Here is a 23,417-nt window from a genome sequence, read left to right on the forward strand (position 1 = left end):
TCGCAATTATTTCCATTCTTCTGGACAGCTTTGCTTCCAATCGGTAAAAGCACTTTCCAGGGTATAGAGATAGGGGTAACCGTTTTCCACTAAATAGGCGGGCAGGATATTGTTGGAGCGCACTAGTTTGCGTATGCGTACCGGACTGAAGGGGTGCTTGATCCCTAAGGGTTTGGCTATGGCATCTATGGCATAGGCTGCTGTGAGCAAAAGCCTGTATGGCACGCCCGGAACTGTGCGCTTGACCCCTGCCACTTTACAAGCGGTATTAACATATTCCTCAATGGAAGGCCCCGGGCTCATAGACATATTGAACAGGCTGACGTGCTCTCCATTAATCTCTTGCTGCTGCAATACCCACCACATGGCATTGCACAGCTCCTTGACATACACACCCGCCTTACGGGTATCGCGGTTACCCATATAGAAGAAGTAACGATGCAGAACCGCTTTGATCAGGCGTGACACATTACCGCCTTCCCCAGGTCCGAAAACAACTCCGGGGCGAACGATTACCAAGCGTCGCTCAGCATAATCGCGTGCCTGCCAAATTTGATGGATCTTTTCAGCTGCCAGCTTGGACCCACCATAAGCTGTAGTTGGAACTGGAAGTGACTGCTCATTCTTGGCCTCTTCGCTTGGGCCATAAGGGGAAATTGAACTCGTAAAAATGATTTTGTTACAGCCAACTTTTTCCGCCCATTGACAAATATTATCGGCACCAAGGAGATTGGTTTCGTAATACTCGAAGTCTTGGTGGCCTGGTTCACGGTGTATGGCTGCAAAATTCGCGATTAGATAAACGGGTTCTGGCGGTGCCCATTCAATAGATTTGCTAATATCTAATTTAATAATTGAAAGTTCGGTACTTGGGATTGAGGATATGCTCAGTTTTCTATATGTGCTTGCCTTGAAGGGTAGGTCTTCCTTGTCGAGAAGATATACTTTGTCCACAAGTTTGCTGTTTAGCAAATGCTGTGCAAAAAAAGTCCCGATGAACCCAGTGCCGCCTGTAATTACTGCACACTTCATACAGTCTCCAAATTTGATGTGGTTACGCATGGCCAAATATTGTTTGTTAGTGTTTGTGAGCTTTCAGTGATCTAGGATTTAGGCTAGAACTGAAAGTGATACTATAAAAAATCTCTATTAAGAAACGGCTTCGAGTTTGCGCGCGACTTTATTAGGTAACCTGCGCTTGCATCGCGGGAACGGAGCTCGAAATAATAAACTATACCTTCAGAGGATCTGGTTCGTTGTAAGCTATTGTTGCTGGGAGTGATGCAGGCGATTATTTAGACGGGAGACTAAAAAATTTATTAAGCATTATTTTTTTGTGAAAATGGTGGCGCAAAATCGTGAAAAACTGATTGTAATAAATAGTAAATTCAGGGATGGCTGGCTAGTTGCGGGTAAAAGTATGCTCGAAAAAACCTTTGATCCGTGATGTAAAACTATTTATGCGTTTATTTGCGGAAAGAAAATCACCTTTGAATACCGAAAATACTGCAAATGATAGATGGTATGCTAAGGCCATAAAAAACAAGCGCATGATAAAAATATCAAATTTATGTATCGAGCAGAATGCACCAAAGCCTAAGCCGTAAGAAATATTTTTCTCTTTGGAGAAATGCTGTATTCCTATTTTTGGATGCCAGACTTGGATGTCTTTAAAGTAAAAACATTCACCGGCTTTTCTCACTAAATTGTATACGTATTCGGAGTCTTCATAAGAGCCGAAATAGCACCCCACACCTAGGGCTTCATTAAACTGGACTTCATTTTTTTTTGTGAATATGGTGATTGAGCTATACAGGTTAAAAAAATTGTGGCGAGTAATTTTTTTATTTTTCGTAGGCCAGTTCCGTATTATGTCCTCTCCAGTATCTCTGTCTAAAATAGCGCCAAAGACTGCGGTAACATTTTTTTCTTTTAAATGAAATAACGCTTTTTCTAGGGTGTCTGGGTAGTAAGTGCAGTCGTCATCGGGAAAACAAATATAGTTCCCTTTGGCTAGCTTTAAGCCAATATTTCTATTTAGAGAAAGCCCTTTCCGAGAAGATTTTATGTGGCTTATAGTGAGACGTTCAGAATAGGAGCTAATGATTTCTGATAAGTCAATCTTGTCATTTTGATCGACAACAATTATTTCGAAAGTGTCAGTGTCCAAGGTTTGCAAAGTTAGGGAATGAAAAAGATTTTCTATTTCATCTGATCGGCCATATGTAGCCAATATTAAACTAAAAATCATACTTTTTGGGTCTCGATAGTAAAAACATATAAGCTGTGACGAAGCAACAAACCCATCCGCAAAAAGCTACATTTAAGCCTAGTTATAACTTAGGAGGTCTGAAGTATCCACTGGTAATTTTAAATCGTGCCTGTTTGAGGTTAAAAATACGCATCTAGTCGAAAGCAAAGCCTTTCCTGTACTTCACTTACACGTCTATCCTCAAATTGCCCTGTCTCAGGGCGACTAACCTTCATTGCAGGTGTAATGTTATTGCCCTTGCCTAGGCGCAGCCTCAGTGCATGTGCCACAGGCGGGAAGCTAAGAATCGCGGATTCGTGGAGCTTATCCCATCGCAGGATCACTATAGGTGAGCATGGTTAGCATCAGGCGCACTTGAAGCATGGCTATTGATGCATACAGAGGCTGGCCAACTCCGCCCTTCGGATAATGCGATCCGATCAAGGTGCTCGGACTTCTCAAGGGCTACCTTATCCATTTCGAAAATGGTAGGTCTGATTACGTTTGCCTGCGCGCTTAGCATCTGCGGACGAGATCTATCATTGGGCAGATATTGTACGAGGATCAGAGGTGCATTTAATTAAATAAGGAATTTTCTGAGTTTCTACAAGTGAAATTTAGAGAGTTAAGAAAATGGTCATTTTAGTATCAGTTATTTGTTTTGTTTGTATCGTTGTTCTTGTAAGTTTTGCGCTTTAGTAGCCTTCTGACAGTTAGGCCAAGAATCTTCCTAAGGTTTTCTTTTGTTGGAGACCTATATATTTTTTTTGCCAGTGTAGTTAGGCGTTGTTTTCTGTTGTCGTAGTCCGACAGCTGGACAGATAGAATTTCTCTTTCTAGAGGGAGAAGTGAGTGTTTCTCTGAAAAAAGTTTATGTGCTTCTTCTATTCGGTCTATTTTTTTTGTGCTTATTCTCTCGTGCGGATGACTCATATCCGTAATATAGGTTTTTTGATTGGTGCACTTTATTTGGCTATGTTCCAGAGCTAGTAATCGGTACCAGAGTTCTAAGTCTTGCCATGCAGGAAAGTTTATATCAAACCCGCAGTGTTCGATTAACGTTTTTGTTTTAGTGAATACTTGGTTACCAACCAGGTTGGCATCAATAAGGTTGTGTCTTTTGATTGTTTTTGGTCGTCTGGTTGTTTTTGTTTTTCTAATGCTGATCTTTATTTCAGTGTCCGAACAAAGTGCTATAGTGGTTTCCGATTTTTTATGCCAAGCATGCATGAAGTCTGAGATGCGATTTGGTAAGAAGTAGTCATCATCATCGAGGCCTGTTATAAATTCACCCGTTGCAGAGAATATTGCTCGGTTTCGGCTAGCACATGCTCCTAAGCTCGTGGTATTTACGAGATATTTGATTCTCGTATTGGCTCTTGATTTGTTGGCTAGATACTCCATTGTGCCATCAATGGATCCGTCATCAACAATTATGATTTCTATGTTCTCGTAATCTTGATTGACAGCGGAGTTTATAGCGCGCTCCAGTAATTGTATTCGGTTTTTTGTGGTTATATATATGGTGACAAGTGGTGTATTGTCCATATTCTTCAGGGTTTCTCTGTGATTTTCAGTTGTGCATCTGTTGGTTGATCATGCGAGAACTTGTTTGAGGTGTGCCATTTAGTGTGTGTTGGTGATAATTTTTTATTTAGGCAAACAATGACGCATAGGACAAAGAAACCAAAACTAAAAGAAATAAATCTCGATTCAAAAGTATTTATTATTATGATTGATGATACGGTGATAAGGTTTAATTTGAAGTTTGTCCTTGTAGAGCTGTATTTTATTATGTTGAATAATAGCTTGGTGGAGATTAAAAATCCTAGAAGGCCTAAGGAGTATAAGATTTCAATAAATCCATTGTGAGGGTGGCCAACTACAAAGCCTATGCTATTCAAAAAAGAAGTATCTTGACCCCCTGAATAAATTCCAAATTGACTGATTCCGTAGCCAAGCGGATTTTCATATATCTTGTTTAATACAAACGCCCATATCAAATTCCTGTCGCTGAAAGATGTGTCTTTGTTGAATATAGCGGTGCCTTGATTGAATATTGAAATATATACTGTGAGAGCGCTCAGCCCCATGGCTGCAAAGAAATAAGTCTTTCTTAGTTTGTAAGTGGAGTGTAGGCAGTTCTTTTCTTTTAGGAATAAGTATATTATAGCTCCCAATAGTGTTGCGGCAATAGAGGTGAAGGAGTTACTCATCCAAGTCAAAAGTGCAGAGAGAATAATACCTATGTATATTTCTGGATTTTTCTTGAGTTGCAGTGCTCCGACCAGAATGCAGAATGAGAAGGCAGAAAAATTCCCTAAATTATTTTTATGATTAAAAATACCCTGCCATGCTCCTGCAGACTCACCACCAACAGATATCCCATATGTTGGTAATGCTATGCTGAAAATAAGAGACATAACTAGCATTGTGATAATGGTTTTGCTTATGAGTGATATTATTGTATTTATATCATTTAGAGAAATATAGGTGAGTACGATGAGGTAGGTCACCGTCAAAAAAATAAGTGTTCTGGTCGCGATGTAAGCATCGTTTGCCCATGCAATGGATATCGCGATCAAAGCCAATATAAAAAGTATATTTTTGTCTGCGTTTTTAATGAGTGCTTTTGGTCTTGTTAATGCAATTACGGCTACTGTCAAAATAGCTATCATTGTCCAGGCAGGAAGTATGTAATTGAGGGGGCCAGAGTAGTTGTTAACAAACTCAGCGGATTGTGGTCTAGCGCCGCCTTCTTTAAGTAAGTCTAAAGATCCAGAAGAAATATAGATAAGAAAAATTACACATAGGGATAGTAGTTTTTTTGCTAGGGCTATTATTTGTTGTCTTCTGATTATTGAGGTTTGCATGCTGAAACGCTTCTAAGTGGGTTGTTAGTTTGTGTATTCATACACGCGAACATCTATTGTTTTCTTGTTTTGCTTGGTATCAAAAAAACCTTAAAGCGAGAAATGATGGGTCAACTGATGGTATACAAAAAAACCTAAACTAAGGAAACTGATTTTGTTTGAAAAATAAGAATCTATAATTATTCACTGAAATTTATAAGGAGTCGTGAACAAGTCCGCGTCCATCAGGCCACAAATTACTCATAGAGCTACTGGCACGTCCAAGCTGAGCTGATTTTTCAAAGAGTTAAGGTGTTGTCTGCATCCCTGTTGCGCAATGTTGTGAACCAGTTCGCGGAAGTGTACCTTAGCAAATCAGCTGTTGGAATCCTAAATGTTCGACCTTTCCTCATATCTGTGCCTTTGGCTTTTCTATTTTGAGCTTGCTCGATACAGTGCGCAGTGGGTCCATGCAGCTTGTGGGTAGTGCCCCATGCTGCTATGTAGCGAATGACTTCGCGAACTTGATGCTTAAGATATTTTTCTATGGCTAACTGTAATCTGGGTATTGGGACGTTTCAATCAATACCAGCAGTCGTACGCTGAGCACGACTTACTCCAATCTCGGACATAAAACGTACATGTTTGCGGTTGTGCTCAGTGTGGAAAAACGCATCTGATGCATGCGACTTGCTCAGGGTGGGGGGGGGTCTATTTAGAAAAGTGCTTGATGCTTATTGGACGTTTAGTTAGCTGCGATGTTGTACTAATTTAGTTAATGCAGATATGAGGACYTTGAAGGCGTTCTTAAATGTCATGGCAAATATTAATAAGGATAACAGCCACAATACAAGGAATACTAGTGTGTATTCTTGCCCTTTAAGAGAAAAAAATATCGCCATTAATAGGCAGGCCAAAGTACATGAATATAACTTAAGTCTTGGAAGTGGCCTCCATGCTCTGCATGATAGTTCGGTTCGCAAAACGAGGAATATCCAAAACGAGATTGCGGTAGAAATCGCCGCGCCAGATGCTCCTAAGGACGGGACAAATAAATAGTTGCCTATAACATTAAAGAAAACAGAGATGATTGATGCAAGCATTGAATGCGAGCTTTTGCGGGTCACACCAAGTCCAACAACCGTTGTTTCGGAAAGAGTATAAAAAAGAGGGTAGGCCATACAGGCTGGCAATATGTACTGGACATAACTATATTTTTCAGGAAGAAAATATTCAATTAACCAAGATAGTAGGCCTGTTAGTGTAAATGCGACAACAACTGCGGCTAGCATATACTCCGTTATTGTGTCTATTTTTTTTAAGTTTATTCCTTCCGCTGCCCATTTGTAGACAGTTGGAGCCCAAACTGTTGAGAATACACTTTGAAAGATAACTGCTACCGCAGCGAAGCTGGAAGTAACTGAGTAAATCGCAAGTTCATCGAACGAGGACAGGTTTCTTAAGAATATCTTGTCCATAGTGGTCAGCCCCCAAAAGGCCAATCCACCTAAAATCAGTGGGCTACCAAATTCCAATAAAGATTTCAGCTTTTGTTTATCAATATCTTGATTGTATGCAGAAAGCCATTCGCTTCGTGTGTTCCAAGCACAAACAAAAGCCACTGCCACACTCGAAAGTGTATGTGCGAGTACTAAGTGGAAGAAATCTAATCCGAACGAAAAAATAGCATAAGCGCCAATTATGGCGACAAATAGTAACTTTGGTAGTATCTGGCTCATAGAAAAAGCCAGTCCTCTTTCTTGCATTCGCAAAATTAGAGAGAGAAAGCGGGAGAAAAATGCGGTAGAAATGCACAATCCAACCAGTACGCTTATCGACTTACTATCGATCGAGAAAAGAACACTCGACATAGAGATTGGTGTCAAAAAACAAAAGGCCAAAGTGAGCGATAGCAGCAATAAGCCGGGAAATAATGTTAACTTTAGTAGAGTTGATTTGTTGTCTGTTTCATGATACTCACGCACATATGCCTGATCTAATCCTAGACTAAACAGCAAAATGCAGAAGCTAGAAACGACCTGAAGCATAGCTATTCGTCCAACATCTTCAGTTGAATAATTCCAAGCTATAATAGGTAATGTAATTATCCCAAGGGCAGCGCCGCCGATAGGTCCCAGGGAGAATTCGACTATTTTTTTTGCGTTCAATTGAGCGTCTTGTGATTTGTATTTATAGTATTTATTTTAATTGATTGATTTTGAGTAAGCTTGAATTTTTTTATAGGCGTCGTCATTGCCGCAAATTTTAACCCCAAGTCTTCCTAGTATATTTAAAACTAGTTTGTTATAAATTTTTGCTAAGAGTCCTCTTGCTTGAGTAAGTGTATTTTGATTGGCGAGTCCCTCTTCGTGGGAAATGAAAAAAATATCGATGAGAGCATCCGCACATACATAAACGTGTTTAGATGACTTCATTGCTAGCATCGAAAACCATAAGTCATCGGTTTTTGGGCAGATCGTTAAATATGATTCATCGTTCAGAAGAGCTTCACTGATAAAGTTTTTTTTGAAAAGTGCACCGCCGCCGTGTGTGATAACGAAGTCGTCAGGTATTTCTTTGTTTTTCCTAATTATTGGCCAGTGCATATATGATTTTGGAATTCCGAACCAATTATATGTTATTGCTCTTGTGCGAGCTGCGATAATCATGTCAGGATTCTTTTCGGAACATAATAGCAACTTTTCCAACCACTTTTCGCCATAGATTATGTCATCGTCCGCAGTAATGATTACATCTTCTACTGTTGCTGCTTTCAGGGCTGGAATTAATTTTCGATATGGCCCCGTATTTTTTGTCCATAAAATTTCTATTAAGTTTTTTATTTTGTTAAGTTCGGCGGCCCAAGTCGGGATATCCCGAAATCCCGTGTCGAAAAGATATGCTTCACTTGATATCCAAACTCGTATTTTGTTTGGCGTGACACTTTGTTGCATCAAAGATAGCACGGCTTGTGCACAAATATTTTGTCGAGACTCGGTTGTTGTTAAGTTTATTGTGATAAATGCCATAATGCTCTCTGAATAATTTATTGCATGCTGATCAATTTTCGGTTTTTTGGCCGATGGAACGGTAGATGATTCCCTTGGCACTCATTTTTTTGGGGTTAAAGAGGTTTCGTCCGTCAAAGATTATCGGATTTTTTAGTTGCTGCTTGATGAGCTCGAAATCTGGTGCCTTAAATGTTTGCCACTCGGTAACAATCACCAAAGCATCCGCACCTTTTAATGCTGCTTCCTTAGTGCCGCAGAGACTCAGGTCATCACGGTTGCCATAGATCCTCTGAGTTTCTTCCATGGCTTCCGGGTCATAGGCTTGCACCTTGGCGCCGGCTTTCCACAGCGCTTTCAGCAATACACGGCTTGGCGCTTCGCGCATGTCGTCGGTATTGGGCTTGAAGCTAAGGCCCCAGAGGGCGAAAGTCTTGCCGAACAGTTCTCCATTGAAGTGTCCGTGGACTTTTCTGAATAATACGGTTTTCTGTTCGTTATTACGGCTTTCCACGGCTTTAAGCAGTTTGGCATCGAAGTCGATGCTGTCGGCGGTGTGGACTAGTGCCTGTACATCTTTCGGGAAGCAGGAACCGCCGTAGCCTGCGCCGGCATACAGAAAGTGGTAGCCGATGCGTGGGTCGGAGCCGATTCCTTGGCGCACCATCTCGATATCGGCACCGAGCATTTCCGCGAGGTTGGCCATTTCATTCATGAAGCTGATTTTTGTAGCCAGCATGCAGTTGGCGGCGTACTTGGTCAGTTCTGCGCTGCGCACATCCATGACGATGATCTTTTCATGGTTGCGATTGAAGGGTGCGTATAGCTCGCGCATCACTTCTTCGCTATTCGAACTGCTGGTACCAATGATGATACGGTCAGGGCGCATGCAGTCGGCGACGGCTGAGCCCTCCTTGAGGAATTCGGGATTGGAAACTACGTCAAATATCAAGTCATCTCGGCCTCGCTGGGCGAGGACTTCAGTCATACGAGCGCTGACCTTGTCGGCAGTGCCTACAGGGACGGTAGATTTGTCGATTATGACCTGATGGTTTTCCATATGCTGCGCGATAGTTTCTGCTACTGCGAGAACATACTTAAGGTCGGCTGAGCCGTCTTCGTCTGGAGGCGTGCCCACGGCAATAAACTGGACTTCGCCGTGTTTTACGCCTGCTACTGCATCAGTGGTGAAATTCAGCCGGCCAGCTGCGTGATTTTCTTTTACTAGTGCTTCGAGGCCTGGCTCGTAGATTGGTATATGGCCTTGCTTTAGGCGTTCGACCTTGTTGGCATCGACATCAATACAGACCACATCGTGGCCGACCTCTGCGAGAACGGCGCCCTGAACCAGGCCGACATAACCGATGCCGAAAACTGTGACTTTCATGTCGATTCCCTTTGAGCGTGTAGCGAATGGAAAGGTAAAATAGGTTTAAATGCATTGGCATCTTAAGCAGTGCATCGCGAGTAAGATTGTTCCTACAAACAATGTTTTTCATTTCGCGACGGGGCGAAGCTTCTGCAGGTGAGAAGTGGAGCTCTTTAATAGATATCTTTCGATAGCAATGTGAACGGCGTCTTGATCAATATCTTGATATCCAGCCACAATGACCAGTTATTAATATACGCAAGATCCAGCTCTACACGCTTTTCCATCTTGTCGATGGTTTCTGTCTCGCCGCGATGACCACTGATTTGAGCAAGTCCGGTAATCCCCGGTTTGATTCGGTGTCGAGCCATGTAGGCATCGATTTTTCCTGTGTAGTAATCGTTATGCGCCACGGCGTGAGGGCGGGGGCCTACCAGTGACATGCGGCCTTGCAAGGCATTGAACAGTTGTGGCAATTCATCGATGGAAGTGCGGCGGATGAATTGGCCGACACGGGTGATGCGGGGGTCTTCACGACTGGCCTGTTTGACTTCCTGGTCGTCGTGCATACGCATCGAGCGAAACTTCCAGACCTTGATGATCTTGCCGTTCCAGCCGTGGCGTTTCTGTTTGAACAGGATCGGGCCAGGGGATGAGCATTTGACGGCGATGGCGGTGACCAGCAGGACGGGGCTGAGGAGGATGATCGCGATGAGTGCTACGGTCCGGTCCATTATCGCTTTAGAGGCGGCGGCGGTGGGGTAGGACGTCAGTGGGCTCTCATTCAAGTGAATTGCGGGAAGGCCTTCGATATCACTTACGGAGTGGTTGAGCAGGATCAGGCTTTGCAGATCTGGGGTCCAGATGACGTCGACGCTGGAGTCCAGCAGGTCGATATACAGGCCTTCGATCTGTTCGGCTTCTGTCAGCGGCAATGCGATGTAGAGGCGCCGAATCTGGTGGGTTGCGATCAGGTCCCGCAGGTGGGCAAGGCTGCCAATCACCGGGTACAGGCCATTGCTGGGCGAGGGTTGGTCGTCCGCGGCTACCAAGCCAACCAGTGGTTCGTTTCTATTGCGAACCAATTTGTCCGCGAGTTCTTGGGCCAGGTCGCCGGTGCCGATAATCAGCGAGGTGCGGGCGGCTTGCAGCTTTTGCTGGTAACGCCGGGAGAGGTTATGCAGCGGCATATAGAGGCAGGCTTGGAGTGCGAAACCGGCAATCGCGAGAATGATGATGACTTCGCGGGAAAAAAGCTCACTGGTTTTGGTGATAAACGCCACGACGGTCAAGCCGGAGAGTAGTACCAGCCAGCCAGCCAACAATCGGCCTAGTCCTACCAAATAGCCATGGTGTTTATGGTAGACCTGCATCATGGAGTAGGAGGGTACCGAGCCGAGCAGTATGAATGCCGCGAGTATGCGGTAGTGGGCTTCGACTTCCCCGGTCTTGATGGTTGCCAGTGCACAGAGCAGGAGGATGAGTGCGGAGATTGCGGCAAGCCATTGGGTCCAGAACGTAAGACCGCGACCGGCTGGTAGCGTGGTGTTGCGCTTGCGAATCACAATAATCTCCCTTGCGTCGATTTGGACATAGCCTTCCTGGGTATGCCAGCAGCCTGGAGTGTTCACGCCATGCAGCTTTGGTTGCTGTTTGAGCCTCTGGCACAAGCCGGTCTGTGTCGTGGCGTTCCCTTATCCGTGACAGGGAACGCACTCGCCTTGGCCAATATCAAGGTTTTGGGCACGCTACCGCCCCAGGATTGACCGTTGGTTTCCTGAGAACGTGCGCCGTGGGTGCGACGAATGCGCCGATGCGCGAGCGCTGGCAGTTTATTTGGGGGATGAGGGAGTCAATCGGGCAGGCCGAGCCATGGCTCAGCAGAGGACTATGCGTCTGTTCCTTGACTGCTGCACAACGGGGGCTGTGCAAGGCATCCTGCCGGAATGAAGTGGTTAACCTCAGCCGAGGGTGCATTCTACTGAGTTCGTAGGAAAAGTGAAGACGGATTTGTAGGATCGATCCATTAAAAGTGGCGTTTTATTGGGCGAGGAGCGGTTTCAGTCAGATTTGCTGTGGTTCGGGCATGGTTCGACATTGCAAGCAATTTCAGCACTCACAAGTCAGTCATTGATATTTATTTTTGTTGTTTTAGGTGAGCAAAACGATAGGGGTGATCAGGTTTTTTCTATTGCGTCGATCGGGACGCTGAGGGTGTGTTCGCGATGCAGGAGCTGGAGCAGGATCACGATGCGTTCGGCACCGTCGCGGGCCAGGAAAATCGCTTCCAGTTCCTTATAGCTGCCGCGGTTGATGCGCACCCTGTCGCCGGGTTCGAATGCTGCGGACTCTACGGGTACCTCGTTGAGTTGCTGTTGCAATTGCTCGATGAGATCGTCAGCGACCGCAATCGGTAGTTTACCGAACGTCACCAGTTGGTTTACTCCGCGGGTAGAGCGGATCGGGTGCCAATTATCGTTGAGTTGGTCGAGCTGGATAAAAAGGTAGCCGGGGAAGAGAGACTCCACTGACGTGCTGCGGCGACCGCGCTGAATACGTTCGATCCGTTGGGTTGGTCGGTAGCAAGTGAAGCCCTGGCGAATCAGGTTTTCCTCGGCGCGGGCGTCTTGCCGGGGTTTGCACTGGATCAGGTACCAGCGTGGGGGAGGATGCGGGCGAGGCATGCTAAGGGCTCTCATGGGTGAATCAGGGCAGCGGCGCTGCCCTGATGTCCGGTGTCACTTTTTGTCCGAGGCGTATTCGTATTGATAGTAGCTGTAGCTGCCGTAGCCGTACGCTGAAGCCTTGCGTTCCACGGCGTTGAAAATTGCACCCTTGACCACGATGCCGTTCTGTTCGAAGCGGCGCTTGGTCACTGCGATCTCTTTGGCGGCGTTTACGCCGAAACGGGTCACGATCAGGTTCGTGCCGGACTGGCGGCCTACCAGGGCTGCGTCGGTCACTGCGAGGATTGGCGGGGTATCGATGATCACCAGGTCGTACTGGCTGCTGACTTGCTCGAGGAACTGAGTGAAGTTGCTGTGCATCAGCAATTCCGACGGGTTAGGTGGGATTTGCCCGCGGGTGATGACGTGCAGGTTGTCCACTTCGGTGGAGTGGGTTGCCTTGTTCAAGTCAATTTTGCCGGCGAGCAGGTCGGACAAGCCGTTGCTCACGTCCAAGCGGAACATTTTGTTCAGGTAGCCTTTACGCATGTCGGCGTCGACCAGCAGCACCTTTTGTCCGGTCTGGGCAATAATCGCGGCCAGGTTGCACGAGACGAAGGATTTACCTACGGCCGGGCTTGGGCCGGAAATCATCAGGATGTTGTTCTTCGCTTCAAGGGTCGCGAAGTGCAGGCTGGTACGCAGGCTGCGCAACGATTCGACGGCGAGGTCGGCAGGGTTGTTCACGGCTAGCAACAGCGAGCCGGTAGACGCGCGGTTGTTGCCTTTCAACGTACTTTCAATCTGGGACTGGCCCTTGCTGAGAGGGATCGACGCGTAAACCGGGATGCCGAGTTGCTCGATGACCTCTGGGTCTTCGACGCCACGATTCATCGCTTTACGAACCAGTACGTAGGCCGCGGCAATCAGGCCGCCGAGCAGCGTTGCGATCAAAACGATCAGCGTTTTTTTCGGTTTCACCGGTTTTTCGATGTTCGCATCCGCCGAGTCGATCACGCGGACGTTACCTACCGTACCGGCTCGGACAATATCCAGCTCCTGGGTTTTGTTCAGCAACTGAGTGTAGATGTCGGTGGTGACTTGCATGTCACGGGTCAGGCGCAGTAATTCCTGCTGGGTTTCTGGCAGGTTTTTAACCTTCTTTTCCAGCCCGCGTTTCTGCTGATCCAGCTGACCCATTTGGGTCATCAGTGCCTGGTAGGATGGATGTTCGCGGGTGAAGCGGTGCTCCATCTCGGCTTGCTTGAGCTTCAACTCGGAAATCAGGGTTTCCAGGGCTACGATCTGATCGAGTACAGCTTTGGTTTCGATAGTGATGTCTACGGAGCGAGCACTGCTCTGGTAGGCATTCAACTGACCTTCGGCCTTCTCAAGTTGTTTGCGCACATCCGGCAACTGGCTGCGCAGAAAGTCCAGGCTTTGCGCGGCTTCGGCGGAGTTACGCTGCACGTTCTGCAGTACGTAAAGACGGTTAATTTCATCCAGTACTTTGTTGGCCAGATCTGGATCTTCATTCTCTAACGACAGCGCAATGATGCCGGATTCTTTGCCGCGCTCGTTGGCCGATACATCTTCCTGGTATTGCAGTATGGTATTGAGGCGACGCTGCTTGGTAACAGTGAATAGAGCGCCGGTGTTGGCATTCAGTGTCGAAACTTGCAGTTTGAAGCCATTTTGCTCCAGTTTCTCACCTGCTTGACCATGAAGAAGGACTTCGTCATCGTCATTCAGCAGAGTAAAGGCACCATTTCCCTCAGAGCGTAGTGTCAACCCCTTGCCCAGGTAAGCATCCGGCACTTCCAGTTGGAAGATATCGAGTTTTTCTCCACCCCAAGTGAAGCTGTTGAGACCGAGCAGTGGCGAGGCCATCTGGTTTTCACTCAGCGGCTCAAAGCGCCGGCTCAGAAAATGGCCAATCAGCGGGAAATAGTTCGGCTCAACAATAATGTCGAGTTTCAGGTTCTCCACAGCCTTGCCCAGTACCGCGCGGGATTTAAGCAGCTCAATTTCAGTCACTGCCGGAGAAGTTCCGCCGAACATCTCACTCATTTCCCCCATGCCGCCCAGCGCAGCCATGCCGCCTTTTTTCTCTTCAACCTGAACCAGCGCATTCGCCTGGTAAACCGGCGTCGACAACAAGGCATACGCAACACCCATCGCGCAAAAGAACGCGGTGATGCCAACAATGATCCACTTGCTATCGATCAAGGTGCCGAAGAGTGCGAGCAGATCGATGTCGTCATCGTCGTCGCGGTGTTCCTGGATGGGGAGGCTGTTTGGGCTTTGCATGCGGGGTACTTTTACAAGGGGTGATTATAGTTTTTGCGACCAGCTGTCGACGCCTTGCGTCATCAGTTGGTAGACGTGTTCGAAGGCGACCTTCTGTTGGCGATAGGGGTCGGGGATTTCCTGGTTGTTCTGCCACTTGCCCAGCAGGAACGTTTTACCCTGGGCTTCCGGTGCCATTTGCACGATGCGTTTAACGTGGCCTGTTTCCATGGTGAGGATCAGGTCAGCCTGTTGCAGCAGTTCGCGGGTCAGTTGCCGGCCTTTGTGGTCCGGGTGGTCGCCATGGTGTTCGCGCAAGACTTCCAGTGCGGTGCTGTCCATGGGTTTGTCCACCAGGGCGTGAATGCCTGCTGAACTCACATCAATGCCGCGCTCGGCCAGTCTGCTTTTCAGCAGGGCCTCGACGGTGGGGCTTCGGCAGATGTTGCCGATGCAAACGACCAGGATTTTATTGAACATAGGGGCTGCGCAAGTTGCGATATCAAGTGTGAAAACCGCACAGGCAGGAGGAAGGAGAAGGCGTGTGGATTCCGTTCCCGCGCAACTGTACGGCTATCTCCGGTGGCTTATTGCTACCGGGGCCATTTAAAAGCGTGCACTCTAGTGGTGTAGGGGGGGGAGGGTCAAGGCTCGGCTATTACTTTCTGTCATACGGTTGTTTGGTTCGTCGCGGTGACTATCCCGCTATCGGGTAGGTGAACAGTGCGAAGTGCATCAGGTTCAAGCCGAAGTGGCTGAGGATGGCAGCGCCCAATCCACCGAAACGGTAGGCGAGGCCGTAACCGACCCCGGCCAGACTCGCCAGTACAATCCATTGCCAGCCAGCCCCGGCGTGGGCCAGGCCGAAAGTCAGAGACGCCAGCAGCAGGGCGAGGTTTTCACACTGGGGCAGGGTTTTCATGATCCGGCTCAGTCCGCCCTGGATATAGCCGCGAAACAACGCTTCCTCGACCAGGGTTACCAGCAACAGGTTGTTGAGCATCCATAGCCAGGCCTGGTCCGGCCATTTCGGCGCCCAGGCGATGATGCCCATCAGCAGCGCTCCGCCCAGCGCCAGAGCAGCACTTAATGCCAGTGCCAGAACGGTGGCGTACACGGAGGTGCGCAACGATCGACGACCGACTATCCACGGGCAGGCCAGTAGCAGCCAGAAGCCGATCAGGGGTTTGTCCAGGTTCAGGAACATGGAAAACGACACGGCGTTTTCGCTGAAGCGCTGCAGAGCAATGCCGCGACCGTTGTGGAAGCCCGGTAGCCAGTGCAATGCCAGGGCCAGCGCCAGGACGATGAACAGGCCGTGGCCGAGGATGCGTAGTCCAGGGATTACTTGTTGGCGAACGGTGAAGCCTGCGGTCAACAGCAGCATTACCGAGATTGCCGCCAGCCAATCGAGGTGGCCGTAGGTCAGCGCCAATCCGTAGCCGAGGGAGAGCAGGGCCAGAAAAGTCCATGGCAGGGCAAGCATGTAAAGTCCTTGTGTGGGGATTACGCTGTGCACCCCTAATCCCCTGTGGGAGCGAGCTTGCTCGCGATGACGGAGTGTCAGGCAACATTGATGCTGAATGTAACGACCGATCGCGAGCAAGCTCGCTCCCACAGGGATTGCGGCGCGCGATTATAGGGATGTAGGTGACAAAAACAAAAACACCGCCCGAAGGCGGTGTCTGTCTGTGTATTGCTCGTCAGTTACGAAGCAATCAATTGCCGCAATACGTAATGCAAAATCCCGCCCGACTTGAAGTACTCCACTTCATTGAGGGTATCGATGCGGCACAGCACCTCGATCTTCTCGCGGCTGCCGTTTTCGCGGGTGATGACCAGTGTCAGGTTCATTCGCGGCGTCAGTTCGACGCCGGTCAGGCCAAGGATGTCCAGGGTTTCGCGGCCGGTCAGGTTCAGGCTCTTGCGGTTCTGATCCAGCTTGAACTGCAACGGCAGCACACCCATGCCCACCAGGTTGGAGCGGTGGATGCGTTCGAAGCTTTCGGCGATGACGGCTTTGACGCCGAGCAGGTTGGTGCCTTTCGCGGCCCAGTCGCGGCTGGAGCCGGTGCCGTATTCCTGGCCGGCGATGACCACCAGTGGGGTGCCGGTGGCTTGGTAGCGCATGGCGGCGTCGTAGATCGGGATTTTTTCCCCGGTCGGAATGTAGATGGTGTTGCCGCCTTCCTCGCCGCCGAGCATTTCGTTGCGTATGCGGATGTTGGCAAAGGTGCCGCGCATCATCACTTCATGGTTGCCACGCCGCGAGCCGTAGGAGTTGAAGTCCCGCGGCTCCACGCCTTTGTCGCGCAGGTATTGCCCTGCCGGGCTGTCGGCCTTGATGTTGCCGGCCGGTGAGATGTGGTCGGTGGTCACCGAGTCGCCGAGCAACGCGAGAATGTTCGCTGCACAGACATCCTTGACCACTGGCGGCGGGCCACCGATGTCGTCGAAGAACGGCGGATGCTGGATGTAAGTCGAGTCGTCCTGCCAGACATAGGTCGCCGCCTGCGGGACTTCAATTGCCTGCCATTGCGCGTCACCGGCAAACACTTCGGCGTATTCCTTGTGGAACATGGCGGTGTTGACCTGACTCACCGCGTCGGCGATTTCCTTGCTGCTCGGCCAGATATCGCGCAGATAAACCGGTTGACCGTCCTTGCCTTCGCCCAAGGGTTCGCGGCTGATGTCGATACGCACGGTGCCGGCCAGTGCATAGGCCACCACCAATGGCGGCGAGGCCAGCCAGTTGGTTTTCACCAGCGGATGCACCCGGCCTTCAAAGTTGCGGTTACCCGACAGCACCGAAGCCACGGTCAGGTCGGCTTTCTGAATAGCTTTTTCGATGGGCTCCGGCAGCGGCCCCGAGTTACCGATGCAGGTGGTGCAGCCATAGCCGACCAGGGCAAAGCCCAATTCGTCGAGGTAGCGAGTCAGGTCGGCCGCGTTGTAGTAGTCGGTGACCACTTTCGAACCGGGCGCCAGCGAGCTCTTCACCCAGGGTTTGCGTTTCAGGCCTTTTTCCACGGCCTTCTTCGCCACCAGCCCGGCCGCCATCATCACGCTCGGGTTGGAGGTGTTGGTGCAGGAGGTGATCGCGGCAATCACCACCGCGCCGTTTTTCAGGCAATAGGTCTGGCCTTCGTGTTGGTAATCCGCTTCACCCGCCAGATCGGCGTTGCCGACGGCGACGCCGCCACCGCCTTCACTTTCCAGGCGGCCTTCTTCCTTGCTGGTGGGTTTGAATTGGTGGTCGATGAAGTCACTGAAGGCTTGCGCTACATTCGGCAGCGAAACCCGGTCTTGTGGGCGTTTCGGCCCGGCGAGGCTGGCTTCGACGCGGCCCATGTCCAGCGCCAGGCTGTCGGTGAACACCGGTTCCTGGCCGGGCAGGCGCCACAGGCCCTGGGCCTTGCTGTAGGCCTCGACCAGTTGCACCGTTTCGAGGGGCCGGCCGGACAGGCGCAGGTACTCCAGCGTGACGTCGTCTACCGGGAAGAAACCGCAGGTGGCGCCGTATTCCGGGGCCATGTTGGCGATGGTCGCGCGGTCGGCCAGCGGCAGATCGGCCAGGCCGTCGCCGTAGAACTCGACGAATTTGCCCACCACGCCTTTTTTGCGCAGCATCTGGGTGACGGTCAGCACCAGGTCGGTGGCGGTGATTCCTTCCTTGAGCTTGCCGGTGAGTTTGAAACCGATGACTTCCGGAATCAGCATCGACACCGGTTGCCCGAGCATCGCCGCTTCCGCCTCGATACCGCCGACGCCCCAGCCGAGCACGCCGAGGCCGTTGATCATGGTGGTGTGGGAATCGGTGCCCACCAGGGTGTCGGGGAAGGCGTAGGTGCGGCCGTCCTCGTCCTTGGTCCAGACCGTGCGGCCGAGGTATTCCAGGTTCACCTGGTGGCAAATCCCGGTGCCCGGCGGCACCACGCTGAAATTGTCGAAGGCGCTCTGGCCCCAGCGCAGGAACGCATAACGCTCGCCATTGCGCTGCATCTCAATGTCGACGTTCTGCTCGAAGGCACTGCTGCTGGCGAACTTGTCGACCATCACCGAGTGGTCGATTACCAGGTCCACCGGCGACAGCGGGTTGATCCGCTGCGGATTGCCGCCGGCCTTGGCCATCGCCGCGCGCATGGCGGCCAGGTCGACCACCGCCGGCACGCCGGTGAAGTCCTGCATCAGCACCCGCGCCGGGCGGTACTGGATTTCGCGGTCGGAGCGACGCTCCTTGAGCCACGCGGCCAGGGCCTTGAGGTCGGCGCCGGTGACGGTTTTTTCGTCTTCCCAGCGCAGCAGGTTTTCCAGCAGTACTTTCAACGACATCGGCAACTTGTCCAGATCGCCCAGGCTTTTGGCGGCATCGGGCAGGCTGAAGTAGTGGTAGGTCTTGTTGCCGACTTGCAGGGTCTTGAGTGTTTTCAGGCTATCGAGGGACGGCATTGCGATCACTCCTTTGAGTCCGCACGGCTACGGACAGAGGGGACGGGCAGAGCATTAAAACTAGCCCTGTTTTCAGTAGCTGGCTAATAACTGGACTCTATGGACAAGCTCCAGGTTCCGATCTCGGCTATCATGCGCCGGTTTTCGTGACAGGCTTTGCTTTAGCGCAAGCCTGGGCATCGCGCAGTGGCTGAATTTCCTCGCCATCTGCCCAGGAGTAAGAATGAACACCCTATTCATGCATTGCCGGCCGGGCTTCGAAGGCGAAGTCTGTTCCGAGATTTCCGACCTTGCGGCGCGGTTGAACGTGGCCGGCTATGCCAAGGCCAAAGCCGCCACGGCTTGCGCCGAATTCGTCTGCACCGAAGAAGACGGCGCCGAGCGCCTGATGCGCGGGCAGCGTTTCGCCGAGCTGATCTTCCCGCGCCAGTGGGCCCGGGGGATCTTCATCGATCTGCCGGAAACCGACCGTATCAGCGTGATCCTCGCGCATATGGCGGACTTTCCTCTGTGCGGCAGCCTGTGGCTGGAAATGGTCGACACCAACGATGGCAAGGAACTGTCGAACTTCTGCAAGAAATTCGAAGTTCATCTGCGCAAGGCGCTGATGGCCGCCGGCAAACTGGTGGAAGACGCGCACAAGCCGCGTTTGCTGCTGACGTTCAAAAGCGGTCGTGAAGTGTTCATGGGCCTGGCCGAGTCGAATAACTCGGCCATGTGGCCGATGGGCATTCCTCGTTTGAAATTCCCCCGCGAGGCACCGAGCCGTTCGACCCTCAAACTGGAAGAGGCCTGGCACCACTTCATCCCGCGCGACCAGTGGGACGAGCGCCTGCACAGCGACATGACCGGCGTTGACCTGGGAGCCGCTCCCGGCGGCTGGACCTGGCAACTGGTCAACCGCGGCATGCTGGTGACCGCCATCGACAACGGCCCGATGGCCGAAAGCCTGATGGACACGGGGCTGGTGCAACATCTGATGGCCGATGGTTTCACCTTCAAGCCCAAGCAACCGGTGGACTGGATGGTCTGCGACATCGTCGAGAAGCCGGCGCGCAACGCCGCGATGCTGGAAGAGTGGATTGGCGAGGGGCATTGCCGCGAGGCGGTGGTCAACCTCAAGCTGCCGATGAAACAGCGCTATGCCGAAGTGAAGCGCTTGCTCGAGCGCATTGCCGATGGCTTCAAGGCCCGGGGCATCAAGGTCGAGATTGGCTGCAAGCAGCTGTACCACGACCGCGAGGAAGTGACTTGCCATTTGCGTCGACTCGACGTGAAGAAGCCGAAATCCCGCTGATCACGCAAGTCCCTGTGGGAGCGAGCTTGCTCGCGATAGCGGTGGGTCAGTTGAAATCAATGTTGACTGACCTGACGCCATCGCGAGCAAGCTCGCTCCCACAGGGTACGGCGTTATGCCATAGATGACGTTACACCCGGCAATGCGCGACAATGCCGGTCAGTTTCAGGAGTGAATCATGAGTGAAATGCTTGATACGCCGGTAGACGGCACCCTCGACGCCACCGGCCTCAACTGCCCCGAGCCGGTGATGATGCTGCACCAGCACATCCGTGACCTGGTGCCCGGCGGTCTGCTCAAGGTGATCGCCACTGACCCGTCGACCCGTCGCGACATTCCCAAGTTCTGTGTGTTTCTTGACCACGAACTGGTGGCGCAGCACGAAGATGAGGGCACCTACCTCTACTGGATTCGCAAGAAGTCCGTTTAACGGACATAAAAAAAGACCTGCATGTGCAGGTCTTTTTTTTGTGTTCAGCCCGGTGAATGGCTGATGCGGATCCGCTTGCGCGCACTGCGCGCCAGGCGGACCGAGAGCATCAGCGCGGCGCAGCTCAAGCCCACGATCAAGCCCTGCCACAGGCCGCTCGGCCCGCTCGGAGCGCCGAACCAGTCGGTCAGGCCGAGGGCGTAGCCTACCGGCAAACCGATCCCCCAGTACGCGAACAGTGTCAGGAACATCGTCACCCGGGTGTCCTGATAACCGCGCAATGCACCGGCGGCGGTCACCTGGATCGCGTCGGAAAACTGGAACAGCGCCGAATACACAATCAGCATCGCCGCCACCCGGATCACGGTCGGGTCTGCCGTGTAGATCGCGGCAATGTGTTCGCGCATCAACAGCATCATGCTCGCCGAAAGGCACGCGTAGGCCAGCGCGGTGCCCATGCCGACCCCGGCAGCGAAGCGTGCCTCGCGCGGTTCCTGACGGCCAAGGGCCTGGCCGACACGAACCGTTACGGCCATGCCGAGGGAGTAGGGGATCATGAACACCAGTGAGCTGAAGTTCAGTGCTATCTGATGCCCGGCCACCACAGTGGCGCCGAGGCTGCCGATCAGCAGGGCAATCACGGCGAAGATGCTCGACTCGGCGAACACCGCGATGCCGATGGGCAGGCCGATGCCCAGCAGGCGTTTGATTACCGACCACTGTGGCCAGTCGAAACGGCTGAACAATTGACTCGATTTATAAGCCGGTGCCCAGCGCTCCCATCCGGCCATGCCCAGGGTCATCACCCACATGACGATGGCGGTGGCCCAGCCACAGCCGACGCCACCCATGGCCGGGACGCCAAAGTGGCCATAAATGAAGATGTAGTTCAGTGGAATGTTCAGGGCCAGACCACACAGACCCAACACCATGGCCGGGCGGGTGCGGCCCAGGCCGTCACTGAAACAGCGCAATACGCAATAGAAAGCTGTGGCGGGAAGGCCGCTGGCGATACCGTTCAGGTATTGCATGCACGGACCGATCAGCTGCGGGTCAACCTTCATGATGTGCAGAATGGGTTCGGCGTTCAGCAATGCAGTCGTTGCCAGGAGCCCGACCAGCAATGCCAGCCACAACGCCTGTCGAACCAGTGGACCGATTTCACTGTGGGTGCCGGCACCGAAACGTTGGGCGACTTTTGGTGTGGTGGCCAGCAGGGTGCCGGTCATCAGTAGAAAGACCGGAACCCAGATCGAGTTGCCCAAGGCAACCGCCGCAAGGTCGCGAGGACTGAATCGGCCGGCCATCACCGCATCGACGAAGCCCATGGCAGTGGTCGCCAGTTGGGCGATCATGATCGGCATCGCCAGGCCAAGCAGTGTCTTTAGCTCCAGGCGAATCCGGGCCGGGCGGGAGAGGGTGAGGGCAGCAGGGCGGTCAGTTACGGAATTCAAGGGCGAAACGTCCAAAAGTTTGCGAAGCGCAGGCGCGCATTCTACGCGTTGACGCGCCAGTCAGGAAAAGACCCGTGTTGCGGATTTGTAATCAAACATCTGTGGGAGCGGGTGTGGTTCAAATCAAGGGGATTAAAGCGTGCTGGCCCAGTACAGCCATCTACGCCTACACTGCCGATCCGCCAAAGGAGCCTGCCATGCTGATTGTTGCCGACGAAAATATCCCCCTGCTCGATGCCTTCTTCGAAGGCTTCGGTGAAATCCGCCGGGTGCCGGGTCGTTCCATCGACCGTGCCACGGTCGAGCAGGCCGATGTGCTGTTGGTGCGTTCGGTGACCAACGTCAATCGCGCGCTGCTCGAAGGCAGCAAGGTGCGTTTTGTCGGTACCTGCACCATCGGCACCGATCATCTGGACCTGGATTACTTTCAACAGGCCGGTATCACCTGGTCCAGCGCACCGGGCTGCAATGCCCGCGGCGTGGTCGACTATGTGCTCGGCAGCTTGCTGACCCTGGCCGAAATCGAAGGCGTCGACCTGACCCGGCGTACCTACGGCGTGGTCGGTGCTGGCGAAGTGGGCGGGCGGCTGATCAAGGTTCTGCAAGGCCTGGGCTGGAAGGTGCTGGTGTGCGATCCACCACGGCAGGCGGCTGAGGGCGGTGACTATGTCAGCCTTGAGCAGATCATCGAAGAGTGCGATGTCATCAGCCTGCACACGCCGCTGACCAAGCAGGGTCAGCAATCGACCTGGCATTTGCTCGATGAAAAACGCCTGAACCAACTCAGGCCCGGCACCTGGCTGATCAATGCCAGTCGCGGACCGGTGGTGAACAACGCGGCCCTGCGCGATGTGCTGCTGGAGCGCGAAGACCTGCAAGCGGTGCTCGATGTCTGGGAAGGCGAACCTGAAGTCGACGTGGCGCTGGCCGAACTGTGTGTGCTGGCAACGCCGCACATTGCCGGTTACAGCCTCGACGGCAAGCAGCGGGGGACTGCGCAGATTTATCAGGCCTATTGTGATTTCCTCGGGCAACCGGCCCGCGTCAGCCTGAGCGATTTGCTGCCGGCACCGTGGCTGTCGCACGTGACCCTGAATGGGCAAAGTGACCCGGCCTGGGCGTTGGCGATGCTGTGCCGTGGCGTGTATGACCCGCGTCGTGACGATGCGGATTTCCGTCGCAGCCTGGTCGGCAGTGTCAGCGAGCAGCGTGCGGCATTCGATGTGCTGCGCAAGCAATACCCGTTGCGCCGTGAGATCGACGGGTTGCAGGTGCGGATCGACGGGGATGCGCCTGAGTTACAGAGGATTGTGGCGGCGCTGGGCGCGACGGCAATCTGATAGACCGCAACA

Annotated in this window: 17 protein-coding genes; 3 read left to right on the top strand and 14 right to left on the bottom strand. The window is 51.9% G+C overall.

What is annotated here, in order from left to right; all coding sequences use genetic code 11:
* Nucleotides 1–6 precede the first annotated feature (6 nt).
* From AC1D1M_RS04835 to acnA, 13 genes are all read right to left on the bottom strand, one after another.
* On the bottom strand, nucleotides 7–1,032 hold the full coding sequence (locus AC1D1M_RS04835) for an NAD-dependent epimerase/dehydratase family protein (RefSeq protein WP_477774758.1): 1,026 nt from the start codon (nucleotides 1,030–1,032) through the stop codon (nucleotides 7–9).
* 370 nt (nucleotides 1,033–1,402) lie between these two features.
* Nucleotides 1,403–2,251 carry a glycosyltransferase family 2 protein gene (locus AC1D1M_RS04840; protein WP_477774759.1) on the bottom strand — a complete coding sequence of 283 codons (849 nt, stop codon included), beginning with the start codon at nucleotides 2,249–2,251 and terminating at the stop codon, nucleotides 1,403–1,405.
* A 648-nt stretch (nucleotides 2,252–2,899) separates the two neighbouring features.
* Nucleotides 2,900–3,799, bottom strand: a complete 900-nt coding sequence (locus AC1D1M_RS04845; protein ID WP_477774760.1) for a glycosyltransferase — start codon at nucleotides 3,797–3,799, stop codon at nucleotides 2,900–2,902.
* A 5-nt stretch (nucleotides 3,800–3,804) separates the two neighbouring features.
* Complete coding sequence (locus AC1D1M_RS04850) at nucleotides 3,805–5,124, bottom strand: O-antigen ligase family protein (protein ID WP_477774761.1); 1,320 nt, start codon at nucleotides 5,122–5,124, stop codon at nucleotides 3,805–3,807.
* 728 nt (nucleotides 5,125–5,852) lie between these two features.
* Entirely contained in the window at nucleotides 5,853–7,271 is a 1,419-nt protein-coding gene (locus tag AC1D1M_RS04855; protein WP_477774762.1) for a lipopolysaccharide biosynthesis protein, read from the bottom strand.
* 36 nt (nucleotides 7,272–7,307) lie between these two features.
* Entirely contained in the window at nucleotides 7,308–8,132 is an 825-nt protein-coding gene (locus tag AC1D1M_RS04860) for a glycosyltransferase (RefSeq protein ID WP_477774763.1), read from the bottom strand.
* A 31-nt stretch (nucleotides 8,133–8,163) separates the two neighbouring features.
* The gene (locus tag AC1D1M_RS04865) at nucleotides 8,164–9,498 is read right to left on the bottom strand and encodes a UDP-glucose dehydrogenase family protein (RefSeq protein ID WP_477774764.1); all 1,335 of its coding nucleotides are present in this window, start codon (nucleotides 9,496–9,498) and stop codon (nucleotides 8,164–8,166) included.
* 155 nt (nucleotides 9,499–9,653) lie between these two features.
* Entirely contained in the window at nucleotides 9,654–11,045 is a 1,392-nt protein-coding gene (locus tag AC1D1M_RS04870; protein WP_477774765.1) for an undecaprenyl-phosphate glucose phosphotransferase, read from the bottom strand.
* 612 nt (nucleotides 11,046–11,657) lie between these two features.
* Nucleotides 11,658–12,164 carry a transcription/translation regulatory transformer protein RfaH gene (gene rfaH, locus AC1D1M_RS04875; RefSeq protein ID WP_477774766.1) on the bottom strand — a complete coding sequence of 169 codons (507 nt, stop codon included), beginning with the start codon at nucleotides 12,162–12,164 and terminating at the stop codon, nucleotides 11,658–11,660.
* A 54-nt stretch (nucleotides 12,165–12,218) separates the two neighbouring features.
* The gene (locus AC1D1M_RS04880; RefSeq protein WP_477774767.1) at nucleotides 12,219–14,456 is read right to left on the bottom strand and encodes a polysaccharide biosynthesis tyrosine autokinase; all 2,238 of its coding nucleotides are present in this window, start codon (nucleotides 14,454–14,456) and stop codon (nucleotides 12,219–12,221) included.
* 24 nt (nucleotides 14,457–14,480) lie between these two features.
* On the bottom strand, nucleotides 14,481–14,915 hold the full coding sequence (locus AC1D1M_RS04885) for a low molecular weight protein-tyrosine-phosphatase (RefSeq protein ID WP_477774768.1): 435 nt from the start codon (nucleotides 14,913–14,915) through the stop codon (nucleotides 14,481–14,483).
* Between the two features lie 217 nt (nucleotides 14,916–15,132).
* Nucleotides 15,133–15,921, bottom strand: coding sequence for a lysostaphin resistance A-like protein (locus AC1D1M_RS04890; protein WP_477774769.1), 789 nt, complete (start codon nucleotides 15,919–15,921; stop codon nucleotides 15,133–15,135).
* Nucleotides 15,922–16,142: 221 nt separating this feature from the next.
* Nucleotides 16,143–18,884, bottom strand: a complete 2,742-nt coding sequence (gene acnA, locus AC1D1M_RS04895; protein WP_477774770.1) for an aconitate hydratase AcnA — start codon at nucleotides 18,882–18,884, stop codon at nucleotides 16,143–16,145.
* A 223-nt stretch (nucleotides 18,885–19,107) separates the two neighbouring features.
* Between acnA and rlmM the strand changes: the two genes are divergently transcribed.
* Together rlmM and tusA are read left to right on the top strand one after the other, a co-directional pair.
* Nucleotides 19,108–20,181: a 23S rRNA (cytidine(2498)-2'-O)-methyltransferase RlmM gene (gene rlmM, locus AC1D1M_RS04900; protein ID WP_154910041.1), complete on the top strand. Its 1,074-nt coding sequence runs from the start codon at nucleotides 19,108–19,110 to the stop codon at nucleotides 20,179–20,181.
* A gap of 178 nt (nucleotides 20,182–20,359) precedes the next feature.
* Nucleotides 20,360–20,611 carry a sulfurtransferase TusA gene (gene tusA, locus AC1D1M_RS04905; protein WP_056721984.1) on the top strand — a complete coding sequence of 84 codons (252 nt, stop codon included), beginning with the start codon at nucleotides 20,360–20,362 and terminating at the stop codon, nucleotides 20,609–20,611.
* A gap of 44 nt (nucleotides 20,612–20,655) precedes the next feature.
* On the opposite strand, the gene AC1D1M_RS04910 is transcribed toward tusA, so the two are convergent.
* Nucleotides 20,656–22,065, bottom strand: coding sequence for an MATE family efflux transporter (locus AC1D1M_RS04910; RefSeq protein WP_477774771.1), 1,410 nt, complete (start codon nucleotides 22,063–22,065; stop codon nucleotides 20,656–20,658).
* Nucleotides 22,066–22,262: 197 nt separating this feature from the next.
* On the opposite strand from AC1D1M_RS04910, the gene pdxB reads away from it, so the two are divergent.
* Entirely contained in the window at nucleotides 22,263–23,405 is a 1,143-nt protein-coding gene (gene pdxB, locus AC1D1M_RS04915; protein ID WP_477774772.1) for a 4-phosphoerythronate dehydrogenase PdxB, read from the top strand.
* Nucleotides 23,406–23,417: the final 12 nt, after the last annotated feature.

It is taken from the genome of Pseudomonas sp. P1_F7, assembly GCF_056405655.1.

Coding starts and splice junctions, on each gene's coding strand:
- AC1D1M_RS04835 (WP_477774758.1), bottom strand. CDS start 1,032: ATGAAGTGTGCAGTAATTACAGGCGGCACTGGGTTCATCGGGACTTTT.
- AC1D1M_RS04840 (WP_477774759.1), bottom strand. CDS start 2,251: ATGATTTTTAGTTTAATATTGGCTACATATGGCCGATCAGATGAAATA.
- AC1D1M_RS04845 (WP_477774760.1), bottom strand. CDS start 3,799: ATGGACAATACACCACTTGTCACCATATATATAACCACAAAAAACCGA.
- AC1D1M_RS04850 (WP_477774761.1), bottom strand. CDS start 5,124: ATGCAAACCTCAATAATCAGAAGACAACAAATAATAGCCCTAGCAAAA.
- AC1D1M_RS04860 (WP_477774763.1), bottom strand. CDS start 8,132: ATGGCATTTATCACAATAAACTTAACAACAACCGAGTCTCGACAAAAT.
- AC1D1M_RS04865 (WP_477774764.1), bottom strand. CDS start 9,498: ATGAAAGTCACAGTTTTCGGCATCGGTTATGTCGGCCTGGTTCAGGGC.
- rfaH (WP_477774766.1), bottom strand. CDS start 12,164: ATGCCTCGCCCGCATCCTCCCCCACGCTGGTACCTGATCCAGTGCAAA.
- AC1D1M_RS04880 (WP_477774767.1), bottom strand. CDS start 14,456: ATGCAAAGCCCAAACAGCCTCCCCATCCAGGAACACCGCGACGACGAT.
- AC1D1M_RS04885 (WP_477774768.1), bottom strand. CDS start 14,915: ATGTTCAATAAAATCCTGGTCGTTTGCATCGGCAACATCTGCCGAAGC.
- AC1D1M_RS04890 (WP_477774769.1), bottom strand. CDS start 15,921: ATGCTTGCCCTGCCATGGACTTTTCTGGCCCTGCTCTCCCTCGGCTAC.
- acnA (WP_477774770.1), bottom strand. CDS start 18,884: ATGCCGTCCCTCGATAGCCTGAAAACACTCAAGACCCTGCAAGTCGGC.
- rlmM (WP_154910041.1), top strand. CDS start 19,108: ATGAACACCCTATTCATGCATTGCCGGCCGGGCTTCGAAGGCGAAGTC.
- tusA (WP_056721984.1), top strand. CDS start 20,360: ATGAGTGAAATGCTTGATACGCCGGTAGACGGCACCCTCGACGCCACC.
- pdxB (WP_477774772.1), top strand. CDS start 22,263: ATGCTGATTGTTGCCGACGAAAATATCCCCCTGCTCGATGCCTTCTTC.